Consider the following 13,144-nt stretch of genomic DNA (forward strand, 5'->3'; position numbering starts at 1 on the left):
GGCGTCGTGCCCGTCTCTTTGGCACGGAGCGTGCGCTGCCCCACGGTTGCGCCGGCCCTACCGCGCCGCGTCCACGCCGCCCAGGGGCAGGCTCAGCACCTGGGACGCGGAGAGTGGCTCGCGGGGCGGATGGCCCTCCGCCACCCACTCCCGGACATGGCTGTTGGCGATGTAGACGAACCGCCCCTGGGCCACCACGCCCGTGGTGGGTGTCTCGAAGAGGGCATTGCCCGTCTCCAGCACCTCCACGCGCTCCACCCGCGCCGGGTCCGAGCCCAGCATCAGGCGGAGGACGCGCCCTCGCCCCAGGCCGTTCTGGATCGCCACGAGCGCCCCGCCCTCCCCTTGGGGAATGAGCCCGTCGATGCCGCCCAGCGTGGTGCCCGGAGGCGACTGCACCGGACTCGCTCGACCGCTCGCGAGGTCCACCCACCACAGGCCCCGGTAGTCCGCCACGTACAGCCTCGCGCCATCCTCGGAGAGCGCGAGGCCGTTGGCCCCCACCACCGTCCCCGGCGGAACCAGCGGCACGAGGGCGTCACTGCCCGCGCGCAGCACGTGGACCTGCCCCGCGTCGGTGTCGGAGACGTACACGTCGCCGTTGGGATGCAGCGCCAGGTCGTTGAAGAGGTGCTCACCGAGCTTCCCTGTCCACGTCACCTTGCGAAGGAGCGCGCCCGAGTCCAGGTCGTACTGGAAGATGCCCGTGTGGCCGCGCTGCGCCTCGGGGATGTCCTTGCCCATCGTGCCGGCCCGGCTGGCCAGCCACAGGTGGCGGCGCGCGGTGTCCACCTTGATGCCGAGCACGCTCCAGAGTCCGTCACGCGCCTCGGAGATGAAGTCCCGCGCGACGCCGTCCGCCCCGAACGCCACCACCTTGCGATGACGGAGGCTGCCCACGAAGAACGTCCCCGTGCGCGCGTCCCAGGCGATGCCCTCGGGGAGGAAGTCGCGCTCGGCGAGGGTGAACAGGGGCTGGCTGCGGGCCACGACGACCTCGCGAGCGGCGATGCGCTTCGCGACCGCTTGGAACTCCGCGCTCGCGCTCCACGGGCCGAAGTCGAGCGGCTCCAGCGCATGGCCCCAGCCCAGCGCATCGAGCCGCTCCAGCGTCCGCCGCGACTGCGCCAGCGCGCCATTCCCGCCTCCACCGCGGCGAGCGAGTAGAGCACCGCGACATCGTCCGGCGTGGCCGCCGCCTGTCGATGAAGCGCCTGGAGAATCGGATCGCCCGACGCCACCGTCCGGCATCCCGCGAGCAACGCCAGCGCGAACAGCCGACCGACCCACAAGGTCCGCGTCATCTCAAGCCTCCTCACCGGCCACGAAGTCCAAGGCCTCGCGAGCGAGCGCGGGCCAGCTCCGCGCCGGACTCACCACGACCACCCACTCCTTCATCACGCGCCCACCGCCCGCGGTGAACGCCTCGCCCTTGCCAGCCCCGAGCATCGCCTCGACGCGCGCCTTCGGCAGCTTCACCACCAGCCGCTCCTTCACGAGCATGGCGAAGATGCGGCCCTCCACCTTGAGGGCCGTGGACCCGAACGCGCGCCGCGAGGGCTGAGGCGCCTGCACGCGCGGGTCGTCCGCGAACTGGGAGATGAGCGCGCCAAAGGACTTCGACGCACCCGTCGACGACGACTCCTGCGGAACCGGCTTCGCCTGCTTCGCGCTCACGCGGGGCCCCCCGGGGCTCGACTCGAGGGGCCGCAGCCTACCTCACGCGCGGGGCGCTACCGAGGCCCGGTCATCTGCTCGGGGCGCACCCACTGGTCGAACTGCTCGGGCGTGACGAGCCCCAGCGCGACCGCGGCCTCCTTGAGCGTGGTGCCGTCCTTGTGCGCCTTCTTCGCGATGCGCGCGGCGTTGTCGTAGCCGATGTGCGGATTGAGGGCCGTCACCAGCATGAGGCTGCGCTCCAGGTTCTCCTTCAGGCGCGGCAGGTTCGGCTCGATGCCCACGGCGCAGTGGAGCCGGAAGCTGCGCATGCCATCCGCGAGCAGCCGGCAGCTCTGCAGGAAGTTGTGGATGAGCAGCGGCTTGTAGACGTTGAGCTCGAAGTTGCCCGAGGCCCCGCCCAGCGAGATGGCCACGTCGTTGCCCATCACCTGCGCGCACAACATGGTGAGCGCCTCGCTCTGCGTGGGGTTCACCTTGCCCGGCATGATGGAGCTGCCCGGCTCGTTCTCCGGGATGGTCAGCTCCCCAATGCCCGAGCGCGGCCCGGACGCCAGCCACCGTACGTCGTTGGCCAGCTTGAACAGCACCGCCGCGAGCCCCTTGAGCGTGCCGTGCGCGTGCACCAGCGCGTCGTTGGCGGCCAGCGCCTCGAACTTGTTGGGCGCGGTGCGGAACACGTGTCCGGTCAGCCGACCAATCTCTCGCGCCACGCGCTCCGCGTAGCCCGGCGGGGCGTTGAGGCCCGTGCCCACCGCGGTGCCGCCCAGCGCCAGCTCGGACAGGTGCGGCAGCGACGCCTCCACGTGCGCGCGCGCGTGCTCCAGCTGCGCCACGTAGCCGCTGAACTCCTGGCCCAGCGTGAGCGGCGTGGCGTCCTGGAGGTGCGTGCGGCCAATCTTGACGATGTCCTTGAACGCCTCGGCCTTCTCGGCGAGCACGTCGCGCAGCGACTCCAGCTCGGGCAGCACCTGCCGCGTCAGCGCCTCCACCGCGGCCACGCTCATCGCGGTGGGGAAGACGTCGTTGGAGCTCTGCCCCTTGTTCACGTCGTCGTTGGGGTGCACGCGTCGGCTCTCGCCGCGCTCGCCGCCCATCAACTCCGAGGCGCGGTTGGCCAGCACCTCGTTGCAGTTCATGTTCGTCTGGGTGCCGCTGCCCGTCTGCCACACGAGCAGCGGGAACTCCTCGTCGTGCCCGCCCGCGAGCACCTCGTCCGCCGCGCGCACGATGGCCTCCGCCTTGTCGCCCCCGAGCGAGCCGTTCTCCTGATTGACGAGCGCCGCCGCCTTCTTCACCAACACCAGCGCCTGGATGAGCGCCAGGGGCATGCGCTCCGTGGAGATGGCGAAGTTCTGGCGGCTGCGCTGCGTCTGCGCGCCCCAGAGCCGGTCCGCGGGGACCTCGATGGGACCAAAGGTGTCTTTCTCGATGCGAACGTTCTTCGTGCTCATGGCATCCCTTCTTCCCGAGCCCACCCCTCCTCCCAGCGGGCGAGCCTCGGCCTGTCCGCCCGAGTTAACACGCCCCCTGCGCCCCGGCAGCACGACCGTGCGAAACATTTAATTCCCGTGAAACATGACACATCCCCATGCGAGTCCGGAGGCACCCGGGCCCCTGCGTTTCCCTCGGGCGACGCGCGGCGGAGAGCAGGCAGGCGCATCGGGTTGGAAGGGGAAATGTTTCATGTGTCACACTCCGTGGGACGCCCGGCAGGCCGAGTCCCGCCACCGAGGCGCGTCGGGGTGCGCGTGCATGTCGATGGTGTGGCTGAGTCTGGCGGTGGCGGTCCTGGCGCAGATGCCTCCGGAGGGCGTCGCGCAGGTGAAGAAGGTGGATGCGCTGGTGCCGGAGCTGCGGAAGCTGGCCGCGGATCCGGAGGTGGTGAAGGCCGTGCGGGCGCAGAACGCGCGACACGTGCCGAGGGCCACGGTGCTCCAACGGGATGGCGAGTGGACCGCCGCCACCGCGCTGACGCCCTTCCAACAGGCGCTGCTGGACAACACCTGCTCGCGCGCGCTGCGGCGGCTGCGTCAGCCCTGGGGCTTGAAGGTGGCGGAGTCCTTCGCCATGGATGATCAGGGCGCGCTGGTGGGCGCCACGGGCCGCACATCGGATTACTGGCAAGGCGACGAGCCCGCGTGGCAACGGGCGTACGCGGGCGGCCGAGGCGGAGAGCATCGCTCGGAGGTCGTCTTCGACGAGTCCACCCAGGCCTTCGTCGTCCAGGTCTCGCTCCCCATCCGCGACGGTGCGCAGGTCATTGGCGCGGTCACGTTCGGCATCTCCCTCCTCGACCTCTGAAGCCCCCCTCCCATGCGCCTGCTGGCTGGAATGAAACTGCGCGGCCGCCTCACGCTGTCCGTCTCGCTGCTGCTGCTCGTGGCCATCGTCCCCCTCGTCACGCTGGGCGTGTCCTTCTCCCGGCGCGACCTCCAGAAGCAGATCCACGCCACGCTCCAGGTGGAGGCCGAGGGCCTGCGCGACGTGGTGGAGGGGACGCTCGCCGAGCGCGAAGCGAGCGTCCAGAGCTGGGCCGAGGACTCCGTGATGCGAGGCTCGCTCCTCTTCGACACCTACGCGAAGAGCGACGCGGTGCTCGCCTCGCTCCACCGCCGGCACCCGTCCTTCGCCGGCCTGGCGCTCTTCACTCCGGACGGCAGAGCGGTGTCCTTCAGCACGCCCGCGCTGCGTGACGCCTTCGCCGGACACCAGCGCGAGGTGCTCGCCGCCCCCTGGTTCCAGGCGACGCGCGAGGGCCACTTCGACGCGCACACCCTCACCCAGGTGGACCCCTTCTTCGGCAAGCGCGTGCTGTCCCTGGCCGTACCCGTGGTCAGCCCCATCACCGGCGAGCGCATCGGCCTGTTGCTGGCCGCGTATGACTGGGCCCAGGTGGGCGACGTGGTGTCCACCGTCATCCAGCGCGCCCACGCGCGCGGCCAGGAGAGCTTCGCCCTGGAGGTGCTCGCCGCGGACGGTACGTCGCTCTACGACTCGCGTGACGCCGCCACCGCGCGCCCCACCTCCCCCATCCGCGAGGAGGCCGCCAACGACTCCCACCTGCACGACGTGGGAGACGGCTGGCGCTTCGTGGCCACCGTGGACTCCGCCGAGGCCTACGCGGTGGTGGCGAACTCCATCCAGGTGGCCTCCCTCATGGTCGTCATCTGCCTGACGCTGGGCGCGCTCGCGTCCTCGTGGCTCGCGCGCGGCATCACCCGCCCCATCGCCACGCTGAGCGACGTGGTGGGCCGCATCGTGCGCGAGGGAGACCTCACGCAGAAGGTCGAGTTCCACAGCCGACAGGACGAGGTGGGCGAGCTGGCCACCGCCTTCTCCCGCTTGCTCGCGCACCTGCGCGAGTCCACCACGAGCCTCCAGCAGGGCACGCGCGTGCTCGGAGAAACCGTGGAGGCGCTCACCTCCGCCGCGGCCCAGCAGGAGCGCACCCTGGCGCAGCAGTCCGCCGCCATCCAGGAGACCCAGGTGACGGCGCAGGAAATCAAGCAGACGTCGATGATGGCCGCCGAGCGCTCACAGGCGGTGCTCGGCGTGGCCACGCGCGCCCGCGAGGTGGGCCAGTCCGGCGAGAGCACCGTCGGCGAGAGCCTCCAGGGCTTCGAGCAGCTGCGCGAGCAGGTGACGCGCATGGCCTCCAGCATCGCCCAGCTCAACGACCGCACGCAGCAGATTGGCGGCATCACCCAGACGGTGAAGGACCTGGCGGACCAGTCCAACATGCTCGCGCTCAACGCGGCCATCGAGGCGGTGCGCTCGGGCGAGCACGGCAAGGGCTTCAACGTGGTGGCGCGCGAGATTCGCAGCCTCGCGGACCAGTCCATCCAGGCGACCGGCCGGGTGCGGGAAATCCTCGACGACATCCGCGGCGGCATCCACGCCACGGTGGCGCTGTCCGAGGAGGGGCAGCGCCGCACCGAGACGGGCCTGGCCCAGGTGCGCGCCAGCGGAGACAGCCTGCGCGAGCTGGCGGGCATCATCCAGGACAACGCCTCCGCGGCGCACCAGATTGCCGCCGCGGTGACCCAGCAGAACGCCGGCATCGCCCAGATTTTCACCTCGGTGACGGACCTGTCCCGGGTGATGGAAGAGACGATGCAGGGCCTCCGCGTCACGCAGCAGATGACTCAGCAGCTGCGTGACGTGGCCGGCCGCATGGAGGCCGTGGCCCGCGCCTGGCGCGTGTAGCTAGACGCGCCGCTCGTAGCGCGGCGCCTCGTCCACCGGGGCGTTGCCCACGCGGGCCAGCCAGTCCACCAACCGCTGCAGCGGGGCCGTGCCGCCCTGCGCCGCCGGCGTGAAGCCGCACAAGAGCAGGTACACGAGCAGGGCCGTCCCGCCCGAGACGGCCAGCGTCACCATGAAGGCCACCCGCACGAGCGCGGGGTCCACGTTCAGCTCCCGCGCGAGCGCCGCGCAGGCGCCCAGCAACGTGCGGCCTTCGCCTCGGTGCATCGGAATCAGGCGCTCGTGGCACTCCGGGCAGCGCACGACCCGCGCGCCGAGTTCCTTCGAGCAAGCCGTGCAGCGCTTCGTTCCCTCCATGGCGTGACCCTCCGAGGGCCGGCTTCCGCGTGGAGCCGAGCCTCATCCTGGCTTACGGGCCCGCCGCGACCCCATTGCGCAAGTCTGTTGATTTACAGATTTAATCCACTAGGTGTTGACAACCTTACAGCCAAGCGGCTTCTAATTCACCAAGGCTTCCAATTCGCACTCTGGCGAAGCATTTTCGGACCCGGCAGAGCGCATTTACAACGCGGCATGTCAGGAGCACGGATGAGCGCGACCGTCCCGACGCAGAAGAGCCCGACCTTCGGTCCGGGCGTGAGCCTCCAGGGCCCGTGGCAGCCGGATTACGCGGAGGTCCTGACGCCCGAGGCGGTGGCCTTCGTGGCGCGGCTCGTCCGGGCCTTCGGGGCGCGGCGCGAGGCGCTGATGGCGCGGCGCCAGGAGAAGGCGGCGGCCTGGCGCCGGGGTGAGCGCCCGCACTTCCTGCCGGAGACGCAGGCCATCCGGGAGGGCGACTGGACGGTGGCCCCGCTGCCGGCGGACCTCCAGGACCGGCGGGTGGAAATCACCGGCCCGGTGGACCGGAAGATGATCATCAACGCGCTGAACTCGGGCGCGAACGTGTTCATGGCGGACTTCGAGGACGCCAACAGCCCCACCTGGGACAACGTGGTGCGCGGGCAGCTCAACCTGCGCGACGCCGTGCGCCGCACCATCGACTTCACGGCCGAGGGCGGCAAGCACTACGCGCTCCAGCCGAAGACGGCGGTGCTCTTCGTGCGGCCCCGCGGCTGGCACCTGCTGGAGCGGCACCTGACGGTGGATGGCCAGCCGGTGTCCGGCTCGCTCTTCGACTTCGGGCTCTTCTTCTTCCACAACGCGCGCGCGCAGTTGGAGCGCGGCACGGGCCCGTACTTCTACCTGCCGAAGATGCAGAGCCACCTGGAGGCGCGCCTCTGGAACGACGTGTTCCTGGAGGCGCAGGGCGCGCTGGGCATCCCGCGCGGCACCATCAAGGCCACGGTGCTCATCGAGACGCTGCCCGCCGCGTTCGAGATGCACGAAATCCTGCACGAGCTGCGCGAGCACTCGGCGGGGCTCAACTGCGGTCGGTGGGACTACATCTTCAGCTTCATCAAGACGCTCCAGTCGGACGCGTCCGTGGTGCTGCCGGACCGCGGGCAGGTCACCATGGACAAGGCGTTCCTCAACGCCTACTCGCAGCTGCTCATCCAGACGTGCCACCGCCGCCGCGTGCACGCCATGGGCGGCATGGCCGCCTTCATCCCCATCAAGGGTGACGCCGCCGCCAACGACGCGGTGATGGAGAAGGTCCGCGTCGACAAGCTGCGCGAGGTGAAGAACGGCCACGACGGCACCTGGGTGGCGCACCCCGGCCTCGTGCCCCTGGCGCGCGACATCTTCGACGCGAACATGAAGGGCCCCCACCAGCTCGACAATGCGCGCGCCGACGTGCGCATCACCGAGGCCGAGCTGCTCAAGGTCCCCTCCGGCACGCGCACCGAGGAAGGGCTGCGCCACAACATCCGCGTGGGCATCCAGTACATGGCCGCGTGGCTCGGCGGACTGGGCTGCGTGCCGCTCTACAACCTCATGGAGGACGCGGCCACCGCGGAGATTTCCCGCGCGCAGGTGTGGCAGTGGATCCACCACGGCGCCACGCTCGAGGACGGCCGCAAGGTGACGCCCGCGCTGTTCCGCGAGCTGCTCGCGCAGGAGATGGCCCGCATCGAGAAGGAAGGCGCGAAGGAGCGCTACGGCGCCGCGCACCTGGAGCGCGCGCGCGGCCTCTTCGAGCAGCTGTCCACCGCCGACACCTTCGAGGACTTCCTCACCCTCCCGGCCTACGAGGCCCTCGACACCGCTTCCTGAAGTTCCACCCCAACCTGACTGACCTGCAGCGAGGAGTCCCGGCATGTACGACGCGACGCAGACCCCTTCCGAAGCCTCCCCCCACGCGAAGCTCCATGCCCGGCGGTTCGAGGGCATCCAGCGCAACTACTCCCACAAGGACGTGGAGAAGCTGCGCGGCTCCATCCGCATCCAGTACACGCTGGCCGAGATGGGCTCCAAGCGCCTGTGGGAGCTGCTCCACACGGACCCGTACATCAACGCGCTCGGCGCGCTCACGGGCAACCAGGCCGTGCAGATGGTGCGCGCGGGCCTGAAGGCCATCTACCTGTCCGGCTGGCAGGTGGCGGCGGACGCGAACTCGGCCGGGCAGATGTACCCGGACCAGAGCCTGTACCCGGTGGACAGCGTCCCGTCCGTGGTGAAGAAGATCAACAACTCGCTGCGCCGCGCGGATCAGATCGACCACGCCGAGGGGAAGAGCGACCGCTACTGGTTCGCGCCCATCCTGGCGGACGCGGAGGCCGGCTTCGGCGGTCCGCTCAACGCCTACGAGCTGATGAAGTCGATGATTGAGGCGGGCGCCGCGGGCGTGCACTTCGAGGATCAGCTCGCCAGCGAGAAGAAGTGTGGCCACATGGGCGGCAAGGTGCTGGTGCCCACCAGCCACTTCGTCCGCACGCTGACGGCGGCGCGGCTGGCGGCGGACGTCATGGGCGTGCCCACGCTCTTGGTGGCGCGCACGGACGCGGACAGCGCCAAGCTGCTGATGAGCGACGCGGACGAGTACGACCACGCGTTCATCGACCACAAGGCGGGCCGCACGCACGAGGGCTTCCACCGGCTCAAGGGTGGCCTGGCGTGCGCCATCGCGCGCGGCCTGGCGTACGCGCCCTTCGCGGACCTCATCTGGTGCGAGACGAGCACCCCGGACCTCCAGCAGGCGCGCGAGTTCGCCGAGGGCATTCACGCGAAGCACCCGGGCAAGCTCCTGGCGTACAACTGCTCGCCGTCCTTCAACTGGAAGAAGAACCTGGACGACGCGACCATCGCCAAGTTCCAGCGCGAGCTGGGCGCCATGGGCTACAAGTTCCAGTTCGTCACCCTGGCCGGCTTCCACTCGCTAAACCACTCGATGTACCAGCTGGCGCGCCAGTACAAGGACCGCGGCATGGCGGCCTACAGCGAGCTGCAGCAGGCCGAGTTCGGCGCGGAGAAGGACGGCTACACCGCCACGCGTCACCAGCGCGAGGTGGGCACCGGCTACTTCGACCAGGTGGCGGAGATCATCTCCGGCGGCAGCGCCAGCACCCTGGCCCTGCACGAATCCACCGAGGCCCATCAGTTCTAGGCCGGCCCGTTTGACGCCCGAGGCCGCGGCCCGTGTGGGGAAATCCCCAGTGGGTTCGCGGCCTTCGGCTTTTCAGTCGGGGCGCGCAACTTCGGGCCCGGCCGGGCGATAATGGGGATCAGACGCCCCAAAAGCGCGTGGTGTGCCCACGGGGTCGTGACGGGAGCAGCCATGAACAGCATCACGTCCCTCGGTGGTCCTCGGGTGCAGGCCCCCACCACCAACACGGGCAGCTCGGTGGGCGGAACGTCCGGTGCCCGCTTCGGCGCGCTCGTGCAGGGCTCCAGCGCCCAGGCTCCGCGCCCGGGGGACCCGCTGTCCGGCAGCTCCGTGGTGGCGTCGGCGCTATCCCAGGTGGGCGCGTCCCCGCACGGCGCGCTGCTCGGCTCCTACATGATGAACGCGGTGAAGGGCGGCCAGGGTGGCAAGGCGGGCGCGGCGCCCTCCGCGGATGACACCAAGGCGCTCAACGACCTGGCCATCATGTCCTCCGTGTCCATGTCCCAGGCCATCCTCGGCATGGGCAACGACATGAAGATCGACCTCGAGCGCGAGTAGCGCACGCGGCGCACGACGCGAGTCTCGAGGGGCGGCTCCACTTTCGCGGGTGGGCCCGCCCCGTTTCATTTCCGAGGCTTCATTTCAGAAGCTTCAGTTGAGGTACTTGGGGCGGGCGGGGACGCGCGGCTGGGGCTCGGACTGGCGCATCAGCTCCAACCCCTGCTGCGTGAGGACGAAGCGCACCATGCCCGAGCCTCGCTCCGTCTCGATCTCCGCCTCGAAGGCCGGTCCCGCCACGCCTCCGAGCGACACGTCCTTGCGCAGGTTGCGCACCCGCCCGCTGAGCAGGTCGCCGGACACCTCGCGCGAGCCCTCGCCGCGCTGATGCAGCTCATAGGCGGCCTCGTGCAGCGTCATCGCCAGCGCCGGCGTCAGCGGCTGGGAGCTGAACAGCACGGAGATGAGGACCCAATAGGGCGGCGTCTGGTCTGCCATCGCATCCATCCTAACGGCGCCCGCTACCGCGCGCGTGGCTGTCTTCGGGCGGCAATCTGCTCGGCGAGCGCGCCCTGCTGCTTCCAGTGTCCGTACAAGCGCCCCTGTGACGCGAGCCAATCCAGTCGCTGCTGGGCTCGCGCATCCACCCGTCCCGGGGGCGCGTCTCGATAAGGCGTCCCGGGCAAGGGCATGAACGTGTGCCCATGCACCCGCGCGCCCAGCTCCGCCAGCCGCTGCATCAAGTCCAGCGTGGCGTCCACGTCCTCCGGCTCCTCGCCCGGCAGCCCGAGGATGAAGTCCACGTTGGGCACGAAGCCACCCTCCACCGCGAGGCGTGCCGCCCGCACCACCGTCTCCACGTCGTGTCCCCGACGCGTGGCCTGGAGCATGCGCTCGGAGCCGGACTGGCCTCCGATGATGAGGTTGTCGTTGTGCACGTGGCGCTTGAGCAGCGCCAGGGCCTCGGGCGTCACATGCTCCGGGCGGACCTCCGAGGGAAAGGTGCCGTAGAAGATGCGCCCGTCCGGCCCCATGGCCTCGCGCACCGCGACGAGCAGCTCCTCCACCGCGGCCAGGTTCATCGTCTCGTCCGCCGTGCCGTAGGACATGGACGTGGGCGTGATGAAGCGGATGTCCCGCCGACCCGCGCGTCGGAGCTCTCCCGCCCACCGCGCCACGTTGGCCACCGAGCGATGACGGAAGCGCGCCTTGCTCATGAAGGGCGTCTGACAGAAGCGGCAGGCGTAGATGCAGCCTCGGGTGATTTCCACCGCGCCGAACTTCGCGTGCCGCGCGGCGAAGGGCGGGAAGTCATCCAGCCGCACGCCCTCGCCATGGCCTCGCTGCACCAGCTTGCCCGCGTCCAGATACGCCACGCCATGCGTCCCGCGCGGGTCCTCGCCGCGGAGCACGCGCAGGAGCAGGGCGCGCAGCGTGTGCTCACCCTCGCCCACGGCGATGAGGTCGAAGCCGGCCTGGAGCGTCTGGAGCGGCTCGGCCGTGGCGTGCACCCCGCCCGCGATGCACAGCGCCTGACGACCCTCCAGCCGTGCGCGAACCCAGGCCAGCTCCTCGGCGGCGGGGCCGAAGCTGGCCGAGTAGAACGACCAGGCGACCACCACCACGTCGCCCGCGTCCACCCGCTCGCGCACGGTGGTCAGCAGGGACTCGCGGTCGCGCGGGAAGTGCAGCGACACGTCCGCGAGCGCCGGGTCCGCCTCCACGGCCCCAGCCAGCACGGTGAACGCGTACTTGCCGGGGTACTGATAGCTGAGGACGAGCGAGACCTGAGGGCGCGAGGACATGCGGGGCCGCGATGATGCCACAGCCCCTCACGCGCTCCGCCGCTTCCTCGCGGGCATCGCCCCCTCGTCCGCAGAGAGGGCGGGTTCCCCAACGAAGCGGCCCCCGATGCCCCATGGCTGGGAACACCGGGGGCCCGGGGACCTCAGGCGCGACGGCGCGCGCGCGCCAGCCCCAGCAAGCCCAAGAGGGACAGTGCCGCGAGCGAACCTCCCGTGGAGGAGCAGCCATCCGGCGCAGCCACGGGCTGCGGGGTCGTCACGCCCGCATCCGGCGTGACCGTGGGCGGAGTCGTCCCCGCATCCGGCGTCGCGGTGGGCGGCGTGCCCGCATCCGGCGTCACGGTGGGCGGAGTCGTCCCCGCATCCGTCGTGGGGGGCGTGCCCGCATCCGGCGTCACGGTGGGCGGAGTCGTCCCCGCATCCGGCGTCACGGTGGGGGGCGTGCCCGCGTCCACCGGCGTGGGCGTGCCCGCATCCGGCGTGGGCGTCGGCGTCGAGGGGAAGACATCCTCGGCGCGCGTCGCCTGGATGAACCCGTCATGGTAGACGACGCCTGTCTGGGACACGGTCTCGTTCCGATACAGGCCCAGCTTCAGGTAGTTCTTCATGCCCGAGTACATCGTCCCGACGTTGCGCTTGGGCAGGACGAGCTGGCCGTTGTGCCACAGCTCCACGAAGCCCACCTTCGGGTCCGACGACCACTTCACGTGGAAGATGAACTCGTGCCACACGCCACGGGTCAGCTTGGTGGTCCACGGCGTCTCGCTGTCATTCAATGACAGACGAATCTCCTCGCCATAGACGAAGAACTCCACCGGCGGCGAGCCACAGCAGCCGTCATGGTGCCACTGCGTGAAGAGCTGCCAGGTTTCCTCGCTCGGGAAGTCCGGAGCGAACATCACCTTCCAGCGGTAGTAGTACTCCGAGCCCACCGCCTCGTCCCCCATGTAGACCAGCTCATTGCGATTCCCGCTGGACCCGATGGGGTCGTCCCCTTGCTTCACCGTGGCCTTGAGCGCGTATTTGCCCTCGGCCACCGGTGACGTCACCACCTGGAGGCGATCCGCGCTGACCATCTGGGTGCTGCTGTACTGCGACCGGTCCCCCGTCTCGAAGTCGCCTTTCCAGACGATCTCCGCGGACGCCAGAGCCGGTACCACCGACATCGCAAGCCAAAGGGGCAGAACTCTCAATGACACATCCTTGCGAAGGTTTGACAGCCAACGATTGACAAACCCTATCGCAATGCATTCCAGCCTTCATTCCTCTTGAGAAGTCATCCCGGTTGTCTGACAACAGGGCATCCACTCAGCCGGGCGGATGTCTGTCTTCAGCATGTTTCACAGGGCGGCGCGCGGCGAGCCCACACCCTCCGTCCGGGCGTCCAGGCCACCACCAACGCGGTGCGTCA

The 13,144-nt window shown here is 70.1% G+C and carries 12 protein-coding genes; 5 read left to right on the forward strand and 7 right to left on the reverse strand.

Going from position 1 to position 13,144, the window contains the following annotated elements; all coding sequences use genetic code 11:
- Window positions 1-57 precede the first annotated feature (57 nt).
- Genes JGU66_04230 through fumC form a run of 3 tightly spaced genes read right to left on the reverse strand, consistent with a single transcriptional unit; the run spans window position 58 to window position 3,131 of the window.
- Window positions 58-1,251 (reverse strand): SMP-30/gluconolactonase/LRE family protein, encoded by a 1,194-nt coding sequence (locus tag JGU66_04230; protein MBJ6759958.1) that lies wholly within the window; start codon window positions 1,249-1,251, stop codon window positions 58-60.
- A gap of 54 nt (window positions 1,252-1,305) precedes the next feature.
- The gene (locus JGU66_04235) at window positions 1,306-1,677 is read right to left on the reverse strand and encodes a hypothetical protein (protein ID MBJ6759959.1); all 372 of its coding nucleotides are present in this window, start codon (window positions 1,675-1,677) and stop codon (window positions 1,306-1,308) included.
- A 56-nt stretch (window positions 1,678-1,733) separates the two neighbouring features.
- Complete coding sequence (gene fumC, locus JGU66_04240) at window positions 1,734-3,131, reverse strand: class II fumarate hydratase (protein MBJ6759960.1); 1,398 nt, start codon at window positions 3,129-3,131, stop codon at window positions 1,734-1,736.
- A 307-nt stretch (window positions 3,132-3,438) separates the two neighbouring features.
- Between fumC and JGU66_04245 the strand changes: the two genes are divergently transcribed.
- Both JGU66_04245 and JGU66_04250 read left to right on the forward strand, forming a co-directional pair.
- Complete coding sequence (locus tag JGU66_04245; protein MBJ6759961.1) at window positions 3,439-3,981, forward strand: PDC sensor domain-containing protein; 543 nt, start codon at window positions 3,439-3,441, stop codon at window positions 3,979-3,981.
- Between the two features lie 12 nt (window positions 3,982-3,993).
- Entirely contained in the window at window positions 3,994-5,886 is a 1,893-nt protein-coding gene (locus JGU66_04250) for a methyl-accepting chemotaxis protein (GenBank protein MBJ6759962.1), read from the forward strand.
- Here the strand turns inward: JGU66_04250 and JGU66_04255 are convergent, their stop codons facing one another.
- Window positions 5,887-6,243, reverse strand: coding sequence for a PspC domain-containing protein (locus tag JGU66_04255; protein ID MBJ6759963.1), 357 nt, complete (start codon window positions 6,241-6,243; stop codon window positions 5,887-5,889).
- A gap of 231 nt (window positions 6,244-6,474) precedes the next feature.
- Between JGU66_04255 and aceB the strand changes: the two genes are divergently transcribed.
- The 3 genes from aceB (at window position 6,475) to JGU66_04270 (ending at window position 9,988) form a co-directional block, all read left to right on the forward strand.
- Window positions 6,475-8,100, forward strand: a complete 1,626-nt coding sequence (gene aceB, locus JGU66_04260; GenBank protein ID MBJ6759964.1) for a malate synthase A — start codon at window positions 6,475-6,477, stop codon at window positions 8,098-8,100.
- A gap of 43 nt (window positions 8,101-8,143) precedes the next feature.
- Window positions 8,144-9,430: an isocitrate lyase gene (gene aceA / locus JGU66_04265; protein MBJ6759965.1), complete on the forward strand. Its 1,287-nt coding sequence runs from the start codon at window positions 8,144-8,146 to the stop codon at window positions 9,428-9,430.
- Between the two features lie 171 nt (window positions 9,431-9,601).
- Complete coding sequence (locus tag JGU66_04270) at window positions 9,602-9,988, forward strand: hypothetical protein (GenBank protein MBJ6759966.1); 387 nt, start codon at window positions 9,602-9,604, stop codon at window positions 9,986-9,988.
- Between the two features lie 93 nt (window positions 9,989-10,081).
- Here the strand turns inward: JGU66_04270 and JGU66_04275 are convergent, their stop codons facing one another.
- The 3 genes from JGU66_04275 to JGU66_04285 form a co-directional block, all read right to left on the reverse strand.
- Window positions 10,082-10,426: a hypothetical protein gene (locus JGU66_04275; protein ID MBJ6759967.1), complete on the reverse strand. Its 345-nt coding sequence runs from the start codon at window positions 10,424-10,426 to the stop codon at window positions 10,082-10,084.
- A 23-nt stretch (window positions 10,427-10,449) separates the two neighbouring features.
- A complete protein-coding gene (locus tag JGU66_04280; GenBank protein ID MBJ6759968.1) occupies window positions 10,450-11,733 on the reverse strand; it encodes a TIGR04013 family B12-binding domain/radical SAM domain-containing protein in 1,284 nt (427 codons plus the stop codon).
- A 143-nt stretch (window positions 11,734-11,876) separates the two neighbouring features.
- Entirely contained in the window at window positions 11,877-12,899 is a 1,023-nt protein-coding gene (locus JGU66_04285) for a heparin lyase I family protein (GenBank protein ID MBJ6759969.1), read from the reverse strand.
- Window positions 12,900-13,144 lie beyond the last annotated feature (245 nt).

This window comes from Myxococcaceae bacterium JPH2 (assembly GCA_016458225.1).
GTDB lineage: Bacteria > Myxococcota > Myxococcia > Myxococcales > Myxococcaceae > Citreicoccus.